General features: G+C 62.3%; 20 protein-coding genes and 2 tRNA genes. 11 read left to right on the top strand and 11 right to left on the bottom strand.

All coding sequences use genetic code 11. The features are described from left to right. Window positions 1-24 precede the first annotated feature (24 nt). From AB1781_01485 to AB1781_01505, 5 genes are all read right to left on the bottom strand, one after another. Window positions 25-444, bottom strand: coding sequence for a cobalamin B12-binding domain-containing protein (locus tag AB1781_01485; GenBank protein ID MEW5703249.1), 420 nt, complete (start codon window positions 442-444; stop codon window positions 25-27). Window positions 445-478: 34 nt separating this feature from the next. Further along, window positions 479-1,189 (bottom strand): GntR family transcriptional regulator, encoded by a 711-nt coding sequence (locus tag AB1781_01490; GenBank protein MEW5703250.1) that lies wholly within the window; start codon window positions 1,187-1,189, stop codon window positions 479-481. Between the two features lie 144 nt (window positions 1,190-1,333). Further along, on the bottom strand, window positions 1,334-1,993 hold the full coding sequence (locus tag AB1781_01495) for a carbonic anhydrase (protein ID MEW5703251.1): 660 nt from the start codon (window positions 1,991-1,993) through the stop codon (window positions 1,334-1,336). 152 nt (window positions 1,994-2,145) lie between these two features. Further along, complete coding sequence (locus tag AB1781_01500; GenBank protein ID MEW5703252.1) at window positions 2,146-3,879, bottom strand: thiamine pyrophosphate-binding protein; 1,734 nt, start codon at window positions 3,877-3,879, stop codon at window positions 2,146-2,148. A gap of 95 nt (window positions 3,880-3,974) precedes the next feature. Beyond that, window positions 3,975-4,748 (bottom strand): DUF3750 domain-containing protein, encoded by a 774-nt coding sequence (locus AB1781_01505; protein MEW5703253.1) that lies wholly within the window; start codon window positions 4,746-4,748, stop codon window positions 3,975-3,977. A gap of 155 nt (window positions 4,749-4,903) precedes the next feature. Between AB1781_01505 and AB1781_01510 the strand changes: the two genes are divergently transcribed. Beyond that, on the top strand, window positions 4,904-5,653 hold the full coding sequence (locus tag AB1781_01510) for a protein-L-isoaspartate(D-aspartate) O-methyltransferase (protein MEW5703254.1): 750 nt from the start codon (window positions 4,904-4,906) through the stop codon (window positions 5,651-5,653). Here the strand turns inward: AB1781_01510 and AB1781_01515 are convergent. The 3 genes from AB1781_01515 to AB1781_01525 all read right to left on the bottom strand — a co-directional run bounded on the left by AB1781_01515 (window position 5,650) and on the right by AB1781_01525 (window position 7,060). After that, window positions 5,650-6,606 carry a hypothetical protein gene (locus AB1781_01515; protein ID MEW5703255.1) on the bottom strand — a complete coding sequence of 319 codons (957 nt, stop codon included), beginning with the start codon at window positions 6,604-6,606 and terminating at the stop codon, window positions 5,650-5,652. The genes AB1781_01510 and AB1781_01515 overlap by 4 nt on opposite strands. A gap of 103 nt (window positions 6,607-6,709) precedes the next feature. After that, window positions 6,710-6,785, bottom strand: a tRNA-Asn gene (locus AB1781_01520). Window positions 6,786-6,986: 201 nt separating this feature from the next. Continuing rightward, window positions 6,987-7,060: transfer RNA gene (locus AB1781_01525), tRNA-Cys, on the bottom strand. Between the two features lie 209 nt (window positions 7,061-7,269). Between AB1781_01525 and AB1781_01530 the strand changes: the two genes are divergently transcribed. From AB1781_01530 to ilvD, 5 genes are all read left to right on the top strand, one after another. Further along, window positions 7,270-7,896 (top strand): protein-L-isoaspartate O-methyltransferase, encoded by a 627-nt coding sequence (locus AB1781_01530; protein MEW5703256.1) that lies wholly within the window; start codon window positions 7,270-7,272, stop codon window positions 7,894-7,896. A gap of 81 nt (window positions 7,897-7,977) precedes the next feature. After that, window positions 7,978-9,363, top strand: a complete 1,386-nt coding sequence (locus AB1781_01535) for a TolC family outer membrane protein (protein ID MEW5703257.1) — start codon at window positions 7,978-7,980, stop codon at window positions 9,361-9,363. Window positions 9,364-9,486: 123 nt separating this feature from the next. Further along, complete coding sequence (locus AB1781_01540) at window positions 9,487-10,131, top strand: DUF2497 domain-containing protein (protein MEW5703258.1); 645 nt, start codon at window positions 9,487-9,489, stop codon at window positions 10,129-10,131. Between the two features lie 85 nt (window positions 10,132-10,216). Further along, the gene (locus AB1781_01545) at window positions 10,217-12,850 is read left to right on the top strand and encodes a valine--tRNA ligase (GenBank protein MEW5703259.1); all 2,634 of its coding nucleotides are present in this window, start codon (window positions 10,217-10,219) and stop codon (window positions 12,848-12,850) included. A gap of 58 nt (window positions 12,851-12,908) precedes the next feature. Next, on the top strand, window positions 12,909-14,633 hold the full coding sequence (ilvD, locus tag AB1781_01550) for a dihydroxy-acid dehydratase (GenBank protein MEW5703260.1): 1,725 nt from the start codon (window positions 12,909-12,911) through the stop codon (window positions 14,631-14,633). On the opposite strand, the gene xth is transcribed toward ilvD, so the two are convergent. The 3 genes from xth to erpA all read right to left on the bottom strand — a co-directional run bounded on the left by xth (window position 14,618) and on the right by erpA (window position 16,706). Beyond that, entirely contained in the window at window positions 14,618-15,400 is a 783-nt protein-coding gene (gene xth, locus AB1781_01555; protein ID MEW5703261.1) for an exodeoxyribonuclease III, read from the bottom strand. The genes ilvD and xth overlap by 16 nt on opposite strands. 83 nt (window positions 15,401-15,483) lie before the next feature. Next, window positions 15,484-16,185 carry a DUF1003 domain-containing protein gene (locus AB1781_01560; GenBank protein ID MEW5703262.1) on the bottom strand — a complete coding sequence of 234 codons (702 nt, stop codon included), beginning with the start codon at window positions 16,183-16,185 and terminating at the stop codon, window positions 15,484-15,486. Window positions 16,186-16,364: 179 nt separating this feature from the next. Next, window positions 16,365-16,706, bottom strand: a complete 342-nt coding sequence (gene erpA, locus AB1781_01565; protein ID MEW5703263.1) for an iron-sulfur cluster insertion protein ErpA — start codon at window positions 16,704-16,706, stop codon at window positions 16,365-16,367. Window positions 16,707-16,885: 179 nt separating this feature from the next. Here erpA and AB1781_01570 point away from each other — a divergent pair, with 179 nt between their 5' ends. Genes AB1781_01570 through AB1781_01590 form a run of 5 tightly spaced genes read left to right on the top strand, consistent with a single transcriptional unit; the run spans window position 16,886 to window position 22,295 of the window. Next, window positions 16,886-18,064 carry a deoxyguanosinetriphosphate triphosphohydrolase gene (locus tag AB1781_01570; protein ID MEW5703264.1) on the top strand — a complete coding sequence of 393 codons (1,179 nt, stop codon included), beginning with the start codon at window positions 16,886-16,888 and terminating at the stop codon, window positions 18,062-18,064. Further along, window positions 18,061-19,818, top strand: a complete 1,758-nt coding sequence (gene argS / locus AB1781_01575) for an arginine--tRNA ligase (protein MEW5703265.1) — start codon at window positions 18,061-18,063, stop codon at window positions 19,816-19,818. The genes AB1781_01570 and argS overlap by 4 nt, the downstream gene beginning before the upstream one ends. Further along, entirely contained in the window at window positions 19,818-20,585 is a 768-nt protein-coding gene (locus AB1781_01580; GenBank protein MEW5703266.1) for an SPOR domain-containing protein, read from the top strand. Before argS ends, AB1781_01580 begins: the two co-directional genes overlap by 1 nt. Then, window positions 20,572-21,612, top strand: a complete 1,041-nt coding sequence (gene nagZ / locus AB1781_01585) for a beta-N-acetylhexosaminidase (GenBank protein ID MEW5703267.1) — start codon at window positions 20,572-20,574, stop codon at window positions 21,610-21,612. Before AB1781_01580 ends, nagZ begins: the two co-directional genes overlap by 14 nt. Next, window positions 21,609-22,295 carry a site-2 protease family protein gene (locus AB1781_01590; GenBank protein ID MEW5703268.1) on the top strand — a complete coding sequence of 229 codons (687 nt, stop codon included), beginning with the start codon at window positions 21,609-21,611 and terminating at the stop codon, window positions 22,293-22,295. The genes nagZ and AB1781_01590 overlap by 4 nt, the downstream gene beginning before the upstream one ends. The last annotated feature ends 8 nt before the right edge of the window (window positions 22,296-22,303 follow it).

The following is a 22,303-nucleotide window of genomic DNA, read 5'->3' on the forward strand; positions in this document are numbered from 1 at the left end:
TCTCCTCCCATCGCGCAGGGCCCGTCAGCGCGGGCCGCGCTCCTTGACCAGGCGGTGCATCGTTTCGATGATCGTTTGCGGGGGGGTATCCTGAAGCAGGATTTCCTTGACCCCGATTTTCTTGAGCGCCTCGATTTCCTCATCCGGGATGACGCCGCCGCCAGTCACGATGATGTCCTCGGCCTTGTTCTCTTTCAGCAGTTGAATGATACGCGGGAACACCGTCATATGGGCGCCCGACAGGATGCTGACGCCCAGGATATCCACGTCTTCCTGGATAGCGGCGCGAACGACATCTTCCGGTGTGCGATGAAGGCCGGTGTAGATAACGTCCATTCCGGCATCGCGCAGTGCGCGGGCCACGATTTTCACACCGCGATCGTGGCCGTCCAGTCCGACCTTCGCGATCAACACGCGGATGATATTTTTTGAATCCTTACTCATGGTTGGGTGCTCCCAGATTTCCTCGTTCGGTTTCTTATCGGATGGCTAGGGCCACGGCAACCTTGTCGGTGCCGGCGGCGTCTTTCTGTTCCTGCTTGCGCAGCACATGCCTTAGGGAAGTAGAGGCTTCTTCCACGTGCCGCTGGGCAAGGGTCTCCGCCTTCTCCGCATCGCCTTCGGCGATGGCGTTCAGGATGGCGTCGTGTTCCATCCAGACGTTCTCGCCATAGCCTTCGATGCGAAGCACGGCGCTCATGACGCGCCGGAGATGGTTGAGATAGAGACTCATCGTATCGGCGATGATTGCGTTGCCGGAAAGTTCGTAAATCAGGCGATGGAATTCCATGTCGGCGGCAATCAGCTTCGCGATCGAGCCGTTGGCGATCGCCTTCTGACCCTGGGCAACGATCCGCTTGCCGTGGGCGATGTCCGCCTCAGACGCCCGGCTGGCCGCTAGCCGCGCCGCCAGCCGATCAAGCGCGCCGCGGAATTCGTAGAGGGAGCGGACGAAGTCTTCCTCAAGCGGTGAAACCATCAGACCGCGGCGGCCGGAACGGCAGACGAAGCCCTGGCTTTTCAACAGCATCAAGGCTTGTCCTACCGGCTGGCGGGAGACGTTCAACTGTTCGGCGATGTTTTCCTGGGCGAGACGCTCGCCGGGGGCGAGTCGGCCGTCGCAAATGGCGTCCAACATGGTGGAGTAGACCTGTTCCATCATATGGGGCCGGACGTGAAGCTTGCGCAAGGAACCCCCGGTTACTGAATACAGTATACAAATAAACGACCTGTTCCGTCATGGCAAGAAATATTAATAATGTTTATTATTCAATGTACTAGACATCTATATGAAGGCCACCAGAACCGTTGTGTCAGGTCGCGTTGAACAAGCTCAGACCGGCGTATGGCGGTTCGGTCCCGGGGGCGCCACGGGGCCAAATGCCTTGGTTTCCGGGTCGCGGACCAGCAGCCGGCCGGTGGCGATGCCGAAATAGGCGCCGTGAAGCTCCAGGCTGCCTTCGGCAACCCGGCGGCGAATGGCGCCGAAGGTCATTAGGTTTGCCAGGCTCTGCTCGATCGCCGCGAGTTCGAGTTTTGTGAGGTAGTCGGAGCTCGGTTCTTCGCCCGGGTCCTCCAGCGTATCGGCGGCAGGCGCGATGATCGACATCCACTTGCCGATGAAGTCACCCGAGGAGAGCGGCGCGCTTTTTTCGGCGAAGGAGCGGATGCCGCCGCAGCGGGCATGGCCGAGCACGACGATATGCTTCACGCCCAGCGCCTGCACGGCAAATTCGAGAGCCGCGCTGGTGCCATGGAACTGGCCGTTGATCTCATAGGGCGGCACAAGATTGGCGACGTTACGCACCACGAACAGCTCGCCCGGCCGTGTGTCGAAGATCACCTCAGGTGAAACGCGGGAATCGCAGCAGCCAATCAGCAGGATTTCCGGGCTCTGCCCACCCTCCGCCAGCGCCTCGTAATGCTGGTGCTCTCGGGCGAAGCGGTCTCCGAGGAAGCTCTTGTAACCGTCAATTAACCGGTCGGGAAACATATGGCACTCCGTCTTGTTCAAGGTGCATCTCATTCAAGGTGCATCTCAGGCCGTTCGGATCGCGAAGCACGAAGGTGTCCGGGGCGACCGGTGCATCCTGGTGGAACCTGGACCCCAAGAAAATTTCTTTTAACGCGCTAACTATTTTTATCTTAGGCGCCGCGCTCTCGCCAGTCGCGTTCCACCTTGTCCCACGCCTCGAGGGCTTGGGTGTCCGGCACCCAGGCGAGACCCGCCTTGGCGTCGCCCGAGATCGCCTCGCGACTGACCAGCACGTCGAGGACGGCCGGCGCGTTCTTCAGGGCGCGGTCGATCGCATCGCCCAAGTCCTCGGGCCGTTCGACGCGTTCGCCATGGGCGCCCAAGGCGCGGGCGAGGGCGGCGTAGTCCGAGAAGCGCAGCTCGGTGCCGACGATATGGCCGTCATAGGTGACGCGCTGGTCGTAGCATTCGATGTTCCATGCCCCGTTGTTGGCGATGACGAAGACGACCTTCGCCCCATGACGGACGGCGGTATCGATCTCGATCGCGTTGAAGCCGAACGCGCCGTCGCCGGTGACGACAAAAACCTGGCGATCGGGAAGGGCAAGTGCTGCGGCGATCCCGAAAGGCACGCCCACGCCAAGGCAGCCGAGCGCACCCGGGTCCATGTAGGGGCCGGCCGAAAGGGCGACGCGGGCGAAGCTCAGGATATCGCCGCCGTCCGCGATGGTGATGGCGTCGGGGGCGATCTTTTCCTGAAGAATGCCGAGCAGGCGGTTCGGATGCATGCGGCCGTCGCTTCCCGGCTCGGCCGTTGCCAGCAGGCGGGCGAATTTTTCCCGTTTCTCGGCGTGCTTGGCACGCAGGCCTTCCAGCCATTTGCGGTCAACGGCGGATTTGCGGTTGCCGGCCGCCGCAACGATGGCGTTGAGCGCCAAGGCGGGCGAGGCAAGGATTTCCGCAATGCCCCGCCGGTTGTCGCGGAGTTCGGCGGCGTGTTCGGCCAAGCGCACGAAAGCGGCGTGCGGAAAAATAGCGGGCGAGCCATAGGCCAACTGGAAGTCGAGCTTGCGTCCGATGGTGAACACAAGATCGGCCTCGTTCATCACCTGTCCGCGCAGCGAGGAGACGACGGCGGGATGGTCGTCCGGCACCAGCCCCCGGCTTTCCGAAGTATCCAGGTAGACGGCGTCCAAGGCGTCGAGCAGGGCGATGACTTCACGCCCGGCCCCTCGCGCCCCCCGTCCGGAGATGACAAGCGGCCGTTTCGCGCCCCACAGCGCCGCGACCGCCCTTTCGACGGCGGCCGGGTCGGGGGGAAGAACCGGTTTCGGCTTGGCGCGCAGGTGTTCCTCGAAGACAAGATGGTCCGGCAGCGTCTCGCGGAGGAGATCGGTCGGGAAATCGAGATAGGCCGGACCCGGCTCGCCGCCATCGCCGGCGGCGCGCGCGAAAGCTTCGTCGAGAGCGGGAAGGACATGGGTCGCTTCGCGCACCGTTCGCGTATAGCGCGTGATCGAACGCAGGAGATCGATATGCACGAGGTCTTGCAGAGCGCCCATTTGCTCCTGGGGGCGAGGCGGCACGCCGGAAATGACGACGACGGCGGCGCGCGCGACATGGGCGTTCACGATACCGGTGATCGCGTTTGTCAGCCCGGGACCCGCCGTGACGAGGGCGACTGCCGTCTTGCCGGTCAGTTCGGCGTGGGCGTGGGCCATGTGCAGGGCGGCGCGTTCGTCGCGAACGTCGATGATGCGGATGCCCTGCCGCGCGGCTTGGTCCCAGATCGGCATGATGTGGCCGCCGCAAAGGCCGAAAACGCGGTCGACCCCGCGCGCGAGAAGGAATTCGACGATGCGGGCGGTAACGCTATCGCGTTGCCCGGGCTTCGGCGGCGCCATGCCGGTCTCCTCTCCCTGAATTATCCATATCTATTTGAATAGCTTGTATATTTTTACAATAGGACTCTAGGCGAATTTTTACGTCGTCTCAACGGCTATTCGTTTTTTGCCTGTACCTGCACGCCAGCCAGCGCGATGCGGCCCATGCCCGGTAACAGAAGGGCGGGATGGAAGGGATCGAAGCCGGCGCTTAAACCCAGAAGGTTCATCTCGAATCCTTCCCCTTCGGCGAACAGGACACCCACCATCCCGAACAGGGAAAACTGGTAGCCGGTTCCGCTGGGAGCGGCGGCGAGGAAGGCGCTATTGCCCAAATAGTCCTTGCCGATGGCGGTGGGCGGCAGACGCAGGCCGAGTTCCGGCACGGCCCTTCCGACATAGGCCGTGAAGGTGTTGCTGTTCGGCCCCGGCCACATACGGTAGTCGTCGGAGTAGGGATAGGCCGCGATCGCGGCTTTTACCTTCTCCAGCACCACCTCGGCCGGCTTGCCGCGCAGATCAAGCAGGATTTCTGGCGCCTGGCCGTACCAACGCCGGTCGGGCAAGTCCTTCTTCACAAACAGGACGGGCTTGTCGAAAAACCGATGCCAGCCAATCACCTGATAAACGGTAAAGGCCCCGGCCTCCGGCGGTTTGATGGCGATCCAGCTGTGGACTCCGAAAATACCCCGCCACGAAAAGGCGCGTGCTGCGTAAACCTGGAGAACGGCTTCCGGCGTTTTGGCGGGGTCCGGCGCGATGCCGACGCTTTCCCGGTTCGTCGCCCGCCAATTCGTTTCGAAGCCGAGATCCAGGGTCGCCCAGGCAAGCAATGGCCCCGCCGTGTAAAGAAGGGCGAAAAACAGAAAAATCCAATGCCAACCGCGCATGTGGGGATGCTAACATTCGCGTTGGCGTTGGCTCCACTGCTCATACGGCGGCTGCAAGCTGCCGCCGATTTATTTCTAAATTAATATATTAGAAAATCTTATTATTATATTGATATCGCTTGTTTTTATTTAACATTTTTCAATAAAGAACACCGATGGCGAAGGTAGGCTTCCGAACAAACAACCTTGCCGCGCTTTTGTTTTTGATGACGCTGGCCCTTGGGGCGGACACCGCGGACTATTATCTGGCGTTTCGCCAGGCGTTGACCTTGCGCATCGACGAGCGGGCCTTTCTCGCGGCGCCGGAAACCGGCGTTTCCATCCTCGATCGGCGGGTGATGGCGGCCATCGCCAACGTGCCGCGCCATCTCTACGTGCCGCCGCAACTTCAGGCTGTTGCCTACCACGACGTGCCGATACCCTTGGGCCACGGCCAGAACATCTCGACCCCCTTTCTCGTGGCCCTGATGACGGATTTAGCGGAGGTGACCCCCGACGACGTCGTTTTCGAGACCGGCACGGGTGCCGGTTACCACGCGGCGATCCTGGGCGAGCTTTGCCGCCAGGTTTACAGCGTCGAGGTCATTGAACCGCTTGCCGAGAAGGCGGCCGCCATCCTGAAAAACCAGGGCGTTCGGAACGTTGAAATTCGGGCTGGGGACGGCTATTTCGGCTGGCCGGAACGGGGGCCGTTCGATGCCATTCTCGTCAAGGAAGCGGTAGATCATCTGCCGCTGCCGTTGTTGGCGCAATTAAAGCCCGGCGGCCGCATGGTGATCCCCCTCGGTCCTTCGAACGGCATGCAGCAATTGACCATCGTCGAGAAAGACCTGACCGGCGCCATGCGCAAGCGGGCCGTGCTGGAGGTGCGTTTTTTACCTTTGCAGGGCGGCCGCCGGATCTAGCCGTTGACGGCCTTGCGCTCGATAAGCCAACGGCGACTTATGTCCACGATCCTATCCATCAGGGCTTGGTTGCCGGGCATCATGTGATCGGAATCGAGCGTGACGATGGTTTTTTGCTGCGGCGTCAACCGTTGCAGCCGCTCGACCGTCTCCGCCGGCATGCGCCGGTCGCCGTTGCCGTTGATCAGCAGGAATTCGCCCTTGAGTTTCGGCAAATGATAGGCGGGTTCGAGGTCGCGAAGGAAGAAAAGGGCAAGCGCGGTAAGCGGAACCCGCTTCCAGCCGGGCTCGCCGGCGAGGGCGACGCCCAGGATGGGGGCAAGGTCGGCACCGCCATAGGCGATGACCGAGGGGCCGACGGCCTCGCCGTGCAAGGCGGCCATGTGGTGGGCGGCCGGCAGAAAAAGCGCGCCGAGGCTAAAGCCCAGCAAGCTTGCCCGTCCGTCCGACCAGGCCTGCGCGCGGGTCCAGCGCAGGATGGAAAGGACATGGGCCGGTACCTCGCGGACGGCGGTGCGGGCGACAAAGACGCGCTTGAGCCAGCCGGCTTCGTACCAAAGATCGCGATCGAGAGGATAGTCGTAGCCGATGACCGCGTTGGCGCCGGCGTTTGGCACCTCGTAAATGCTCCGCATGCCGATATCGAAGCCGCCGAGCAGAACGACGCTTGGCACGCCGCCTTCGGGGATCGTCGCTGGCAGACTGAGCGAGATTCGTACCTGCGCGTGGCCGGGAACGACGAGTGTAATTTCCCGACAGTTGCGCCGGGGCTCGCAAGGCAAGGCGTCTTCGTGAACAAGGACGGGCGTGGCAACGTCGCGTTGAACAAGCGCGGCGCGGTCTTTCACGGCCTCGAAGCCAAGCCGGCCGATCAAAAGAAGAAAACCGGCCCCGCCAAGCAGCAGAACGCCCAACAGGACGGTCTTCGACTGTGGATTTTTCCTCCGACGCATGGTTTTGTCCGTTGCGCAGGGCCACGGGGCAGGGTCAAGGGATTGTCGCAGCTTTTGATGGAAAAGGAAGGGCCAGCCGGCTCAGCCGGCCCTTCCGGAAAATTGGCTCCCCGGGTCGGACTCGAACCAACGACCTAGCGGTTAACAGCCGCTTGCTCTACCAACTGAGCTACCGGGGATCACGCGGCCGGCCGAACGAAAGGCCTCACCGTATCAAGGCGCTATATAGCAGAGCTGCCTTCGCCTTGCCAGCGTCCGATCAGCCTTGTCGTTTGGCTAAGATAGACGTTTTGGCAGGCTGACTTATCTGGTGCCTTATGGGGTTTCGTCCTACGGCCAGGTTTTTGTGAGCGCCTGATCTTCCCTTTGTCATCGAGCGCTGGAGGCGCGGGCCGGGATCGAACCGGCGTACGCAGATTTGCAGTCTGCTGGATAACCACTCTCCCACCGCGCCAGTCCCCGGCCTCGAACGTCTTGGCTTGAACGTCTTGGAGAGGGGCAGAGATATAGGCCCTGGCCAAAGGACGGTCAAGCAAGGGGCCTTCTCCGGGAAGGCCCGTTTTCGAGCGCCGTTGTGCGATGGACGGCCGGAAAGTATAACCATTTTCCCAACCTCGTGGATCGAGAGCAGAAACGATGGATTTTTCCACAGCACGAAGGAACATGGTGGATTGCCAACTGCGGCCAAACCAGGTCGCCGATCCCGCCATTCTTGCGGCCATGCTTGAGCTGCCGCGCGAGCGTTTCGTTCCACCCAACTATCAGAGCGTCGCCTATATCGACGAAGATCTGCCGCTGGGCGGCGGGCGATACTTGATGGAGCCGATGGTGCTGGGCCGGCTCCTGCAGATCGCCGAGATCGGCCCTGAAGACGTCGTGCTCGCTATCGGGTGCGGCGCCGGCTATTCCGCCGCCGTCCTCTCGCGACTTGCCGGCACCGTTGTGGCGGTGGAAGCGAACCCGACCCTCGTGGCTACGGCGGGCGAACTTCTGGCCAAGCTCGGTTGCGACAACGTGGCCGTCATCGAAGGCCCCCTTGGAGAGGGCTGTCCGACCGAAGCCCCCTTCGACGTTATTTTTCTCGACGGCGCCGTCGCTGCCGTGCCGGATGCGATCCAGGCACAGCTGAAGGAAGGCGGGCGGCTGGTTAGCGTTCTGGCCGAGAAGGGCGGGGTTGGCCGCGGCATCGTCATGACCCGAAGCAAGGGCGGCATCGGCTGTCGGGCGATTTTCGATGCGGCAACCCCTTTCTTGCCCGGATTCGAAGCCAAGGAAGAGTTTGTTTTCTAGCGCTATTTATGTTTATATTTACTTGTAAATTTACATAGATCACTCTTTGCCGGCGACGATTCGAAATCTAGGGAGCGGAAATTGATCGGGGCAGTCCAAAGAATCTTAAGGGCTTATGCCTTTTTTCTTATTCTGTTTCTGATTTTCAGCGATGGAACTTCGGTTGCCGCCCAAACGATAGAACAGGCGCTTGCCGCTGCCTATCAGAACAACCCGACCTTGCAGGCAAAACGCGTTCAGTTGCGGGCGACCGACGAAGCCGTGCCGCAGGCCGAGGCGGGGTGGCGTCCGACCATCATGGCCAATGGGGAGATCGGGCGGACGCGGGTGGAAGGCAATCTCTTTGCCCAGTCGCAGGGCACGCAGTACCGCACACCGTCAAGCGTTGGCGTCACGGTTTCGCAGCCGCTTTTCCGTGGGGGACGCACGATCTATGGCACACGCGAAGCCGAGAACCGGGTGCAGGCCGAGCGCGCGCGCCTTCGGGTCGTCGAGGCGGAGGTGCTGCTCGACGCGGCCACGGCTTTCCTGGATGTCGAGCGGGACCAAGCGGTCGTCGAGTTGAATATTAACAACGAGCAGATCCTCCGTCGCCAGATGGAAGCGGCGAACGATCGCTTTGCGGTCGGCGAGATTACGCGAACCGACGTCGCTCAGGCCGAAGCCAGACTTGCCGGGGCCCGCGCCGACCGCATCCGGGCGGAAGGGAATCTGGCGGCTTCGCGGGCGGTCTATATGCGCGTGATCGGCGCCCCACCGGGCAAGCTGGTTGAACCGGTACCCTTGGGTAACCTACCGAAATCCCAGGACGAGGCGATTCGCTACGCTTCCGTTCAATTTCCGGGCGTCGTGGCGGCCGAGTTTGACGAAAAATCGGCCCAGCAAAGTGTTAACCTGGTGGAAGGCGAGCTGCTGCCGACGGTCTCGCTAAACAGCGAATTCAACAAATCCAAGGAACAGTTTTCAACCGTCGACGATACGGAGCGGGCAACGGTGAGCGCCCGCCTCACCATCCCCATCTACCAGGCCGGCTCGGTCTATTCGCGCCTGCGCGAAGCGCGCGAAGTGGCAAGCCAGCGGCGGACCCAGGTTGAAGAGGCCCGCCGCACCGCGACGGAAAATGCCACCCGCGCCTGGTCCGACCTGCAAGCTACGCGTGCCTCGATTATTTCCCGCCAGGCCCAGATCGAAGCATCGGCCATTGCGCTTGAAGGGGTGCATCAGGAAGCGCTGGTTGGTTCGCGCACCGTGCTCGACGTTCTGGATGCCGAGCAGGAACTTTTGGACGCGAAGGTATCCTTGGCTCGGTCTCGACGGGATGCCTTCGTGGCGGATTTTCGGCTCCGGTCCGCCATGGGTACGCTGACGGCGCAGGCCCTCAATCTTCCGGTTAAAATCTATGACGTAAACCAGCATTACGACGCGGTGCGCGGGCAGTGGATAGGCTTCGGCGGCGGTTCCGATTAGGCCGCCGCCCCCTCTTAGTGGCTTCTTATTCTGGCGTTTTTTCCGGAACTGGCTTAGGGTTAACCTATTCTTTTCCAGGATCGGTTATGGCTTGGCCGGTCGTGGACGGTTAGGTATGGGTGGATGACGAAAAATCCGGAAAACGAACTCGCCGCCGTAGAACATGAAGAACCCTCGATGGAGGAGATTCTCTCTTCCATCCGGAGAATCATTTCCGAGGATGAAGAAGGCGCGCCAGAAGCACCCTTGGCAAAGGCACCCCCTGCCTTGGCCGTGGAAGCCGGGGAGGCGGGTAGAGACGCTCCGGAGGCGGAGGACGCCGACGTCTTGGAACTGACCCAGATGGTTGCAGACGACGGTAAAGTTGTGAACCTTGCGGAAGGAAAAGAACCGAAGGTGGAGATGACGGCAAAGGCAGACGAACACGAAGAACGCCGAGAAAAAGCGCCGGTGGATAATACCGAGCTTGAGCTTCGAGATACGGAAGCGGCCCCATCGCCGGCTGCCGCCGCTGCCGATTCACTGCTTTCCGATGCGACGGTAACCGCCGCCACCCAATCCTTCAGCGCGCTCACAAAGGCCGTTACGAGAGAAGGCGGACCGGGAACCCGGCTATACGCCACCGCCGACAAGACCCTCGAGGATATCGTCAAGGAACTGCTGCGCCCGATGCTCAAGGAATGGCTCGACCAGAACTTGCCGACGATTACCGAAAAACTGGTGCGCAAAGAAGTTGAGCGCGCCGCTCGCCGGGCCGAAGAACTCTGACTTTAGGCAATTTGGACTACCTTGGTCGCGGCGTCCCGTGGCATACCCTCGTTTTGCTTGAGCCGCGAGGAAACGCACCGGAAAAATGAGCGAGCTGGACAAAACCTATCACCCCAAGGCGGTCGAAGACCGGCGCTATCGGGAATGGGAAGAGGCTGGCGCCTTTGCGGCTCATACGGACTCGACGAAGCCCCCCTTCACAATCGTGATGCCGCCGCCGAACGTGACCGGCAGCCTGCACATGGGGCACGCTCTCAACCATACGCTTCAGGACATCCTCACGCGCTACCACCGGATGAAAGGGTTCGATGCCCTGTGGCAACCGGGCACCGACCATGCCGGGATTGCAACCCAGATTGTCGTCGAGCGGCAACTGGCCAAGCAAGGGCGCACCCGCCACGACTTGGGGCGCGAGGCTTTTGTCGAACGCGTCTGGGAATGGAAGAAGGAATCCGGCGGCACCATCACGCGCCAGCTGCGCCGCCTCGGCGCCTCGCCGGATTGGGCGAAGGAACGCTTCACGATGGACGAAGGGCTTTCGGCCGCCGTGACAAAGGTTTTCGTGGCGCTTCATCGGGAAGGCCTCCTTTACCGGGACAAGCGCCTCGTCAATTGGGATTGCGAGCTTTTGACCGCGATCTCCGATCTCGAAGTGGTGCAAAAGGAAACCAAGGGCCATCTCTGGCATTTCCGTTATCCCCTGGAGGACGGCTCCGGCCATATCGTCGTCGCGACCACCCGGCCCGAGACGATGCTGGGCGACACCGCCGTCGCCGTGCATCCCGAGGACGACCGCTACCGCCATCTGGTTGGTAAGCGCGTCCTTCTGCCGATCGCCGACCGCCCGATCCCGATCGTGGCTGATGCCTACGCGGACCCTGGGATGGGAAGCGGTGCGGTCAAGATCACGCCGGCCCACGACTTCAACGATTTTGAAGTCGGCCGCCGCCACGACCTGCCGAGGATCAATATTTTCGATCCTCACGCCCGCCTGAACGAAGAAGCGCCTCCGGCCTACCGCGGCCTCGACCGCTTTGCGGCCCGCGAGAAAATCCTAACCGAGATAGAAAAGCTCGGCCTCCTGGAGCGCATCGAGGACCATACCCACGTCGTCCCACATGGCGACCGCTCCGGCACGGTCATCGAGCCCTACCTCACGGACCAGTGGTTCGTGGATGCGGCGAAGCTTGCGAAGCCCGCGATAGAGGCGGTCGAGCAAGGCAAGACCGTCTTCGTTCCGAAGCATTGGGAGAACACCTATTTCGAGTGGATGCGGAATATCCAGCCGTGGTGCGTCTCGCGCCAGATCTGGTGGGGACACCAAGTGCCGGCCTGGTACGGGCCGGACGGCGAAATCTTCGTCGAGGAAACGGAAGCCTTGGCCAAGGCTGATGCGGCGAAGCGTTACGGAAAGGAAACCGCGCTCACCCGCGACCCCGACGTGCTGGATACGTGGTTCTCTTCCGCGCTGTGGCCGTTCTCGACGCTCGGTTGGCCTCAAACGACGCCCGAGCTTCGGCGCTATTACCCGACGGATGTCCTCGTCACCGGCTTCGACATCATTTTCTTCTGGGTCGCGCGGATGATGATGATGGGTCTGCACTTCATGGGAGAGGTGCCGTTCCGCACCGTCTGCATCCACGCCCTTGTCCGCGACGCGTCGGGCCAGAAGATGTCGAAGTCGAAGGGCAACATCATCGACCCCCTGGAGTTGATCGAAAAATACGGCTGCGACGCGCTTCGCTTCACGCTGACGGCGCTTGCTTCGCCCGGCCGCGACGTCAAACTTTCGGAAGGGCGCGTCGAGAGCTCCCGCAACTTCGCGACGAAGCTCTGGAACGCGGCGCGCTATTGCCAATTGGCGGAATGCCGCCCCGATCCGGCCTTCGATCCGAAAGACGCCAGGCTCACCGTCAACCGCTGGATCATCGGCGGCGTCGTGGGGTTGAGCGAAACCATCGAGAAGGCGCTTGCGGCCTTTCGCTTCAACGAGGCGGCGGCGGCGCTCTACCAGTTTATCTGGGGCACCTTCTGTGACTGGTATCTCGAATTCACCAAGCCGCTGCTGAACGGGAAGGACGAAGCGGCGATAAGGGAAACCCGCGCTACGACCGCCTGGGCGTTCGACCAGTTGCTGCACCTCCTGCACCCGATCATGCCCTTCATCACCGAAGAGCTCTGGCAGAAGACGGGAAAACGGGAACGCCTGCTGATCCTCGAGGGCTGGCCAGACCTGGACCGTGGTTTGGTTGACCCGGTGGCGGTGGCGGAGATCGATTGGGTCCTGCGGCTGGTGACGGAGATCCGTTCGATCCGGTCGGGATTTCGCGTGCCGCCGAAGGAGAAGATATCGGTTGGCATCGAAGGGGCAAACGCAACCACACAGGCTCGCATGCAGGCGCACGAAGCTATCATCCAGACCCTTGCCGGCCTGAACGTGTTCAGCCGGGTAGAAGCGGGGGCGGGTGGCGCCATTTCCTTCGTGCTCGACGAGGCGACGGTCCGCGTCTATCCGGGCCAGGCCATTGAGGTGGACACCGAGAAGAAACGTATCGCAGAGGAACTTCGGGCGCTGGACGGCGAGGTGGCAAAAATCGAGAAGAAACTTCGGAATCCGGAATTTCTTGAAAAAGCGCCGGAGGAAGTTGTGGCCGAGCAACGCGAGCGCTTGGCCGAAGCCGCAAGCCAGCGCGCCAAGAAGCGAAGCTGGCTCGCATGAACGCCATCCCGGGGCTAGAATGCCGCGAGGCAAGCTCGGGCAGGGGAGGGACGCAACCATGACCCGCACATTCGATACGAAAAAGGAATTGCCAAGCCGTTACGTTTCGGTCGGGCCGGAAAGCGCGCCGCACCGCGCCTTCTATTACGCGATGGGCTTGACGGAGGAGGAAATCGCGCAGCCTTTCGTCGGCGTCGTGACGAGCTGGAACGAGGCGGCGCCATGCAACATCACGCTGCATCGCCAGGCCGAAGCCGTGAAGAAAGGCGTCAAGGCCGCCGGCGGCACGCCCAGGGAATTCACGACGATCACGGTGACCGACGGCATCGCGATGGGGCACGAGGGAATGAAGTCCTCTCTTATCAGCCGCGAGGTGATCGCCGATTCCTGCGAGCTTACGATGCGCGGGCATTGCTACGACGCGATGGTCGGGCTTGCCGGCTGCGACAAGTCGCTGCCCGGCATCATGATGGGAATGTTAAGGCTCAACGTGCCGTCCGTTTTCATGTACGGCGGCACGATTCTGCCGGGGCATTTCCATGGCCGCGACGTCACCATTCAGGACGTCTTCGAGGCGGTCGGCTCCTTCAGCGCGGGCAATATGTCGGCAGAAGACCTCCACGCGCTGGAATGCGTCGCCTGCCCCTCGGCCGGCTCCTGCGGCGGCCAGTTCACAGCCAACACGATGGCCTGCGTGTCGGAGGCGATCGGCCTCGCGCTGCCCGGCTCGGCCGGAATGCCGGCGTCTTACGATTCCCGCGACGCCTTTGCCGAGAAAAGCGGCGAGGTCGTCATGCGCTTGCTGCGGGAGAAAATCCGTCCGCGCGACATCGTGACCAGGAAGGCGCTCGAGAACGCCGCCCGGGTCGTCGCCGCTTCCGGCGGTTCGACGAATGCCGGGCTTCACCTTCCGGCGATGGCGAACGAAGCCGGTATTGATTTTAACCTGGAAGACGTCACCGAAATTTTCCGCAAGACGCCCTACATCGCGGACTTGAAACCCGCCGGCAAGTACGTCGCGAAAGACCTTTATGAAATCGGCGGCGTGCCGGTCCTGATGAAGGCGCTGCTCGAAGGCGGCTTCCTCCACGGCGAGTGCCTGACGGTCACCGGCAAGACGGTCGCCGAAAACCTGAAGGACGTCGTCTTCCCGACGGATCAGGACGTCGTACGGCCGACCGCGAAGCCACTGTCGCCGACCGGCGGTGTGGTCGGCCTCAAGGGCAACCTCGCGCCGCAAGGCGCCATCGTGAAGATTGCCGGCATGACGAAGCTGGAATTCCGGGGGCCGGCCCGTTGCTTCGACTGCGAGGAGGACGCCTTCGCGGCCGTTGAAAGGCGCGATTACAAGGAAGGCGAGGTTTTCGTCATTCGCTACGAAGGCCCGCGCGGCGGCCCTGGCATGCGCGAGATGCTGGCGACCACGGCGGCTATTTACGGGCAAGGCATGGGGAACAAGGTCGCCCTCGTCACGGACGGCCGTTTCTCGGGCGCGACGCGGGGGTTCTGCATCGGCCATGTCGGGCCGGAGGCCGCCATAGGCGGGCCGATAGCACTTCTCAAGGACGGTGACGTGATCGCCATCGACGCCGAAAAAGGGACGATCGATGTCGCGCTTTCGGACGCCGAACTTGCCAAGCGCCGCGAGGCGTGGAAACCCAGGGCGCCGAATCTCGGATCCGGCGCGCTCTGGCGCTACGCGCAAACGGTGGGCGACGCGGTAAAGGGGGCGGTGACACATCCCGGCGCCAAGGCGGAAAAACGCGCCTACGCCGACATCTGATCTTCAAGCTCGCACCAGATCGGCGTGTGGTCCGAGGGCTTTTCCTTGGCCCTTGGCCGCTTGTCGATGTCGCAGGCGAGAAGGCGGTCGGCGGCCTGGGGCGAAAGCAGCAGGTGGTCGATGCGAAGGCCCAAGTCCCGGTCGAAGGCGCGGCCCTGGTAGTCCCAATAGGTGAAGGCGAGTTTCTCCGGGTGCAGCCCCCGGAAGGCGTCGGTCAGCCCTGAAAAAAGAAGGGTGCGGAATTTGGCGCGCGAACGGGTGTGGTAAAGCGCGTCCCCCTCCCAGCCCTTGGGGTCGAACACGTCTTCCCCAGCCGGGATCACATTGAAATCGCCGGCCAGCACGAAGGCCTCCTCGGTTTTTAAAAGCGCGTCGGCGTGGCGCTTCAGGCGGTCGAGCCAACGCAGCTTGTAATCGAATTTCTCGGAACCGACCGGGTTGCCGTTCGGAAGGTAGAGGCAAGCGATGCGCACGCCCTTGATCCGCGCTTCGAGATAGCGGGCCTGGTCGTCCGCCTTGTCGCCGGGCAGCCGCCGTTCCAGCACCTCGATGGGGTGCGGGGAAAGGATGGCGACGCCGTTATAGGCCTTCTGGCCGACCACGGCGGCCTGGTAGCCGGCCGCCTCGATCTCGAGGCGGGGGAAGTTTTCTTCGACGGTCTTGATTTCCTGGAGGCAAACGACGTCCGGCTTCACGGCCTTCAGCCAGTCGAGGAGGTGAGGCAGCCGCGACTTGACGGAATTGACGTTCCAGGAGGCGATCTTCATTTTGAATCTATCATATTCTTTTTATTTAAATTTCGCTGGCGGTCCATCCAAGGACCCCATGCCGATTCGTTCCTCCGGCCATCTCACGGGCGGCGTTTCGCCACCTCGTCCATGAGTTCGATCTGAATCTGCTGAATCTCTACCAGCCGCTCCCATTGGCTTGACAGGAGATGGTCGATTTTTTCGTGGAGTTGCCGGATCTCGAGTTCCGCCTTGAGATTCACTTGATAGTCGTTCACCGACCGCATGCGATCCTTCGCCTCCTGACGGTTCTGGCTCATCATGATGATCGGCGCCTGGACAGCAGCCAAGCATGAAAGAAGCAGGTTGAGGAGAATGAAAGGATAAGGATCGAAGGGGCGCGCCAAGAGGACGATGCTGTTGATTGTCACCCATAGCAGCATGACGCCGAAAAATATGAGAATAAACCGCCAGCTTCCGCCAAAGGAAGCGAGCCGGTCGGACCAAATTTCGCCCGTGGTCCGATTCTTCTGAAAATCGTCGGCGACGTTGGTGGACAGAAGCTCGTGCTGCCTGAGGCTTTCGACCACGTCGCGTTCGATGACGGAGAGTTCACCTTTCTCCTGCTCTAGAAGCGATCGGATGGCGGCCGCCCGGAACTGGTTAAGGTCGGTTCGGCAAATATAACCGCCAGCCGACCAGTCGGGATGGTTCGGGCGAATCTGCGCGACGATGGCTTCCCGAATCAATTCTGCGGGAATCATCTCGGCGGCGCGCTTCGACTTTCCACATATTTGGCAGACAAAATAGCTAGTTTTTGTCATCGTGCACCGGCTTTCCCCATACGATCCTTCGACTGGCCCGCATGATATCGGAAGATAACCGGGCGGCGAATGATGCTGCCAAGGTTGTTCTGGGCGGAGGCGTTTTTTGGCCGGCCAGCGCCCATCCGCCCCGGACCATTTCCCGGTTGGATCGGCGAGTCTCGGTGGGGAAGCCGGGCCTAGCCGACCGAGAAGGAATTGCCGCAGCCGCAGGAGGTAGTCGCGTTGGGGTTGCGGATCGCGAAGGCCGAGCCGACCAGGTCTTCGACGAAGTCCACCTCGGCGCCGGCCAGGTATTCGCGGCTGATGCTGTCGATCACGACCCGGATTCCGTTTTGCGCGATCACGGTGTCGTCGTCGCTGGTGACGTTGTCGAAGGTGAAATTGTATTGGAAGCCCGAGCAGCCGCCGCCGGTGACGGCGATGCGGAGCATATAGCCGTCACCCGCTTCCTTGGTGACGAGCTCGGCTATGCGGCGGGCGGCGTTTCCTGAAATCGTCATCGGGGCTTGGTTTTCCATGGCGTCCATCTTAAGGCATCTTCTCGGCGGCGGTCCATAAAGCCGGTGGCCAGCTTTGGATGTGGGGGGCTTTCCGGATTTAATCAATGTTTTTAATCGGTTCCCCAGAGCGGCTTGGCGACGGGAAACGGCAAGCCGCCCGTTGCGCGGTGGTGTTGCTTCCGAGTAGTGTCCCGGCCATGGGAACGCTTGCCCCTTACGCCTGCGATCCGAACGCGAGCCGTGGCCGGCTTTACGCGGAGCCGGAAAGCACCATGCGGACGGTCTTTCAACGCGACCGCGACCGGGTCATCCATTCCACGGCCTTCCGCCGCCTCAAATACAAGACGCAAGTCTTCGTTTACCACGAGGGCGACAACTACCGGACCCGTCTCACCCATACCCTCGAAGTGGCCCAGATCGCCCGCGCCATCGCGCGCGCGCTTTCCCTGAACGAGGATATGGCCGAGGCGCTGGCGCTCGCCCATGACCTTGGCCATCCCCCCTTCGGCCATGCCGGCGAAACCGGACTGAACGATGCGATGGCGGAATTCGGCGGTTTCGATCACAACGCCCATACGCTTCGCATCCTGACCAAGCTCGAGCGGCGCTACGCGGAATTCGATGGCCTCAATCTCACTTGGGAGACCCTGGAAGGGGTCGTCAAGCACAACGGTCCGCTTACCGGGCCGCAGGTGGCGTCGTCGAAGAAGGTGCCGGCCGGCATTCTTGAATACGTCCTTCGCCACGACCTCGGGATCGGAAGTTTTCCTTCCACGGAAGCCCAGGTCGCATCCCTTTCCGACGACATCGCCTATCACAGCCACGACCTCGATGATGGCCTGCGGGCGGGCTTCTTCACGGTGGAAGAGGTGGCGGCACTTCCCCTCGTCGGCCCTCTGGTCGCCGAGGTGCGGGCGCGCTATCCGGCGATCGAGATCCGCCGGCTGATCCCCGAGACGATCCGCCGTCTGATCAACCACATGGTGCAGGACCTGATCCGCGAGACGGAAGGCCGCCTTGCCCAGGCGAAGCCGGAAAGCGCCGGGGCTGTCCGGGCGCTTGGTTTCCCGGTCGTCGCTTTCTCCGAGAAGGTCGCCAACGAGAACCGGAAGCTCAAGGAATTCCTGATGCGACGGATGTACCGCCACTACAAGGTAAACCGTATGGCGAGCAAGGCCCGCCGTGTCGTGAAGGAGCTGTTCGGCCATCTCCTCGACGAGCCGGAATGCCTGCCTACGGAATGGGAGGCGGAGGCGAAGCCCCTCGACCGGACAGGTCGTGCCCAGCTTGTCCTTGATTACGTGGCCGGCATGACGGACCGCTATGCGCTGGAGGAGCACCGCCGGCTCTTCGATATCTACGCGAATCCATTATGAATCTTTTCAAATATTTTCAGGCAGAAGTTCTCAATATAGTTGAGGAATTGGCGGTGGCGGGCGAGCTGCCGCCCGACCTTGATGCGACGAAGGTTGTCATCGAGCCGCCGCGCGAGGCCGCCCATGGCGACGTCTCGACCAACGCGGCCCTCGTGCTGGCCAAGCTGGTGGGAAAGAAGCCCCGGGAACTTGCCGAACGCCTGGCGAAGCTTTTGGCGGAGCACCCGGCGGTCGTAACGGCCGAGGCTGCCGGCCCCGGCTTCATCAATTTACGCTTGAGCGACGCCTTCTGGTGCGCCCGCCTGGCGGATGTCCTGGAAGCCGGCACGGCCTATGGGGATTCGAACCTGGGGCAGGCCGGGAAGGTGAACGTCGAGTTCGTTTCGGCAAACCCGACCGGACCCCTGCATATCGGCCACGGGCGGGGGGCCGTCATCGGCGACGTGCTGGCCACTCTCCTCGAAAAGGTCGGCTATCACGTCACCCGCGAGTATTACATCAACGACGCCGGCGCCCAGGTCGAAAAACTGGGGCGGGCGGCCTATGACCGCTACCGCGAGGCCTTGGGCGTCGCGGTAGCGCCGGACGCCTTCGACGCCACCTACCCCGGCGAGTATCTGAAGCCGGTCGGCAAGAAACTGGCCGAAAAATACGGCCGCGCATGGGTGAACGCGGCGCCGGAAGACCGCCTTCCCGTCTTCCGCGACTTCGCCGTCGCGGAGATGCTGGCGTTGATCCGGGAGGACTTGAAGGCGCTCGGCATTGTGTTCGATGTCTTTTCGTCCGAACGCGCCCTGGTGGAAGAAGGCGGCGTTGCGGCCGCCTTCGAGACGCTCTCGGCGAACGGCCTCATCTACGAGGGCATCCTGCAGCCCCCGAAAGGTATGGTGCCCGAGGACTGGGAACCCAGGCCGCAAATGCTGTTCCGCTCGAGAGATTTCGGCGACGATGTGGATCGGCCACTCCGCAAATCCGACGGCAGCTGGACCTATTTCGCCTCCGACATCGCTTACCACCTGGACAAGTTCCAGCGCGGCTTTGCCGCCATGATCGACGTCTGGGGCGCGGACCACGCCGGCTACATCAAGCGCATGCAGGCGGCGGTGAAGGCGATCACCGACGGCAAGGGCGACCTCGACGTCAAGGTGTGCCAGCTCGTCAACCTGTTCGAAGGCGGGGCTCCGGTGAAGATGTCGAAACGGTCCGGCGTCTTCGTCACGCTTGCCGACGTCGTGAACGAAGTCGGCAAGGACGTCGTCCGCTTCATCATGCTGACCCGCAAGAACGACGTGACTCTCGACTTCGATACCGAGAAAGTGCTGGAACAGACCCGGGACAACCCGGTTTTTTATGTGCAATACGCCTACGCCCGGGCCCATTCCGTGCTTCGTCATGCCAGGGAGGCGTTTCCCTCGCTCGACCTTTCGCCGATCGCGCTGGCGCGGGCCGCTTTTGGCCGGTTGACCGAACCCGGCGAGCTTGCTCTCATTCGCAAAATGGCGGACTGGCCGCGCCAGGTGGAGACGGCGGCGCGCTTCCATGAACCGCACCGGCTGGCCTTCTACCTTTACGAACTGGCCGGTGAATTTCACGGCCAGTGGAACCGGGGGAACGAGGATTCGGATTTGCGATTCCTAAGATTGGACGATCTCGAACTTTCCGCCGCCCGCCTCGGTCTCGTTTCGGCGCTGGCGATCGTGATCGCCTCGGGCCTTGAAATTTTCGGGGTCGAGCCGGTGGAGGAGATGCGCTGATGCCGCGGAGAGAGCCTTACGAACCAACCACGGCCCGCCGGTCCATTTTCCTGCGCGGCGGGTTCCTGGGCTTTCTTCTGGTCGTCGTCGCGTTTGGCGCGTTCGCCGCCGTCGTCTGGATTGCCTACGAGGAAGGGGTGAAATCCGGGGCGAAGACCGTCATTCCCATCGTCCGCGCCGAAAAGGAACCGGTCAAGGTGCGCCCCGAACAGCCCGGCGGCATGGATGTCCCGTTTCAGGACAAGCTTGTCTACGAAGGCATTTCGGAAGGGGTTGGCAGACAGGAGACGACCCATATGACACCGCCGCCGGAGGCGCCCGTAGCGCCACCCGCGGCGGCGGTGGAAACGGAAGCGGCCGTGGCGGCAGCCCCACCTAAGACCGAGGTTCTGCAGCTTCTGGAATCGGAAAAGAAAGCCGCCCCTGAGGTCGTTGCCATTGAGCCCTCCCAGCCGCCGCAGGAAACGGCGCCGCAGGCGGCCGAGAAGGCGGTCGAGAAGGCGGTCGAGCCGGCCGGGAAGCCTTTCCGCGTCCAGCTCGTCGCCCTGCGGTCGGAGGCGGAGGCGCAAGCCTTCTGGAGCCAGCATCAAAAATCGGAAAACGACCTTCTGGGCGCGCTCACCCTTCATGTCGAGCGGGCGGAGCTCGGCGAAAGGGGCACCTTCTTCCGCGTGCAGGCCGGTCCGCTGGCGGACGAGGCGGCGGCGACCGCGCTTTGCACCCGGCTGCAACAACGCAAGATAGGCTGTCTGGTTGTCCGGCCCTGACCGAAACCCCCCGAAGGCGCTTATCCTCGGCTGCCGGGGAACCGTCCTTAGCGAAGAAGAGCGCCGCTTCTTCCGGGAGGCGAACCCCTTGGGTTTCATCCTTTTCGAACGCAACTGCGCCGAGCCTGGGCAGGTCCGCGCTCTGGTTTCAGCGCTGCGCCTTTGCGTGGGGCGCGAAACCGCCCCCGTCTTGATCGATCAGGAAGGAGGGAGGGTGCAAAGGCTGCGGCCTCCCCATTGGCGGGAGGCGCCCGCCATGGCGCGGTTCGGCAGGCTTGCGGAAACGAAGCCCGAGGCCGCGCGGAAAGCCGTCTGGCTGAACGGCCGGCTGCTTGCCGGCGAACTGGCCGAGCTTGGGATTTCGGTCGACTGCGCGCCGGTGCTGGACCTGCTGGCCGAGGGCGCGGATCCCGTCATCGGCGATCGCGCCTTCGGGAACGATGCGAGCCTGATTTCCAGTCTGGGCCGGGCCTTGTGTGAAGGCTTGCTGGCCGGCGGCGTGCTGCCGGTCCTGAAGCATATTCCCGGCCATGGCCGCGCCCAGGCCGACAGCCACAAGGCGCTTCCCCGCGTCGAGGCTTCCGAGGCGGAGCTCGTGGCGACCGACTTTCTTCCCTTCCGGGAACTGGCCGATATGCCGCTCGCGATGACCGCCCATATTGTCTATGCCGCCTTCGACCGCGAAAGACCGGCAACGCTTTCCCCCGCCGTCGTAAGCGAAGTTATCCGCCGGCGGATCGGCTTCGATGGCTTCCTGATGACGGACGATATCGCGATGGGGGCGTTGGGGGGCCCGCTGGCGGTGCGCGCCGGGGCAGCCATAGCCGCCGGTTGCGATGCCATACTTCACTGCAACGGGCGGCTCGACGAAATGGCGGAGATCGCGGCTGCTGTCGGTCCCCTCGATCTGGCGGCGGCTGCCCGGCTTGCCCGCGCCGAAAGGCGGCGGAGCGCGGGAAGGGAAGGGATAAATTTGGATAGGGCGCGAAGCGAGTTTGCCGAACTCATGGGCGGGGTATCGGGATGAACACGGCGGAGATTCTCTACACGGCGTCCGTCTGGGTGGTGCCAGTCCTGCTTGCCATCACGCTGCACGAGGCGGCCCATGGCTTTGTGGCGCTTCGCTTCGGCGACGATACAGCGCTGCGCGCCGGCCGCGTCACGCTCAACCCGTTCCGTCACGTGGATGGCTTCGGAACGATCCTGCTGCCGGCGCTGCTCCTGCTTGTCCGCTCGCCCATTCTGTTCGGCTACGCGAAGCCGGTGCCGGTCAATTTTGCCAATCTCCGCACCCCGAAGCGGGACATGATCTGGGTGGCGGTGGCCGGGCCGGGGATGAATCTTCTGCTCGCCCTTTTCTCGGCGCTCGGCTTCCACCTCGTGCCACTGTTTCCGGAAGGGGGCCAGGGATGGCTTTCCGATAATCTTGAAAATTCTATTTTTATCAATTTGGTATTGGCAGTCTTTAATATGTTGCCTTTGCCGCCGTTGGATGGCGGCCGGGTCGTCATGGGTCTGCTTCCCTATGGGCTTGCCGTCCATTTTGCCAAGCTCGAAAGATGGGGGATGCCCCTGCTTCTTGGGCTGCTTTTCATTTTGCCGATGCTTGGCACGCTGATCGGCGTTAATCTAAACGTATTCACATGGCTCGTGCGCGTTCCCGCCGAAGCGGTATTCCGCATGATTCTCACCCTTGCCGGGCTGAATTGAGTATCAAA

Source organism: Pseudomonadota bacterium, assembly GCA_040752895.1.
Lineage (GTDB): Bacteria > Pseudomonadota > Alphaproteobacteria.

Excerpts from the sequence above, each read along its gene's own strand:
- AB1781_01485 (MEW5703249.1), bottom strand. The coding sequence starts at position 444 with ATGAGTAAGGATTCAAAAAATATCATCCGCGTGTTGATCGCGAAGGTC.
- AB1781_01495 (MEW5703251.1), bottom strand. The coding sequence starts at position 1,993 with ATGTTTCCCGACCGGTTAATTGACGGTTACAAGAGCTTCCTCGGAGAC.
- AB1781_01500 (MEW5703252.1), bottom strand. The coding sequence starts at position 3,879 with ATGGCGCCGCCGAAGCCCGGGCAACGCGATAGCGTTACCGCCCGCATC.
- AB1781_01505 (MEW5703253.1), bottom strand. The coding sequence starts at position 4,748 with ATGCGCGGTTGGCATTGGATTTTTCTGTTTTTCGCCCTTCTTTACACG.
- AB1781_01510 (MEW5703254.1), top strand. The coding sequence starts at position 4,904 with ATGGCGAAGGTAGGCTTCCGAACAAACAACCTTGCCGCGCTTTTGTTT.
- AB1781_01515 (MEW5703255.1), bottom strand. The coding sequence starts at position 6,606 with ATGCGTCGGAGGAAAAATCCACAGTCGAAGACCGTCCTGTTGGGCGTT.
- AB1781_01530 (MEW5703256.1), top strand. The coding sequence starts at position 7,270 with ATGGTGGATTGCCAACTGCGGCCAAACCAGGTCGCCGATCCCGCCATT.
- AB1781_01540 (MEW5703258.1), top strand. The coding sequence starts at position 9,487 with ATGACGAAAAATCCGGAAAACGAACTCGCCGCCGTAGAACATGAAGAA.
- AB1781_01545 (MEW5703259.1), top strand. The coding sequence starts at position 10,217 with ATGAGCGAGCTGGACAAAACCTATCACCCCAAGGCGGTCGAAGACCGG.
- ilvD (MEW5703260.1), top strand. The coding sequence starts at position 12,909 with ATGACCCGCACATTCGATACGAAAAAGGAATTGCCAAGCCGTTACGTT.
- xth (MEW5703261.1), bottom strand. The coding sequence starts at position 15,400 with ATGAAGATCGCCTCCTGGAACGTCAATTCCGTCAAGTCGCGGCTGCCT.
- AB1781_01560 (MEW5703262.1), bottom strand. The coding sequence starts at position 16,185 with ATGACAAAAACTAGCTATTTTGTCTGCCAAATATGTGGAAAGTCGAAG.
- erpA (MEW5703263.1), bottom strand. The coding sequence starts at position 16,706 with ATGGAAAACCAAGCCCCGATGACGATTTCAGGAAACGCCGCCCGCCGC.
- AB1781_01570 (MEW5703264.1), top strand. The coding sequence starts at position 16,886 with ATGGGAACGCTTGCCCCTTACGCCTGCGATCCGAACGCGAGCCGTGGC.
- argS (MEW5703265.1), top strand. The coding sequence starts at position 18,061 with ATGAATCTTTTCAAATATTTTCAGGCAGAAGTTCTCAATATAGTTGAG.
- AB1781_01580 (MEW5703266.1), top strand. The coding sequence starts at position 19,818 with ATGCCGCGGAGAGAGCCTTACGAACCAACCACGGCCCGCCGGTCCATT.
- AB1781_01590 (MEW5703268.1), top strand. The coding sequence starts at position 21,609 with ATGAACACGGCGGAGATTCTCTACACGGCGTCCGTCTGGGTGGTGCCA.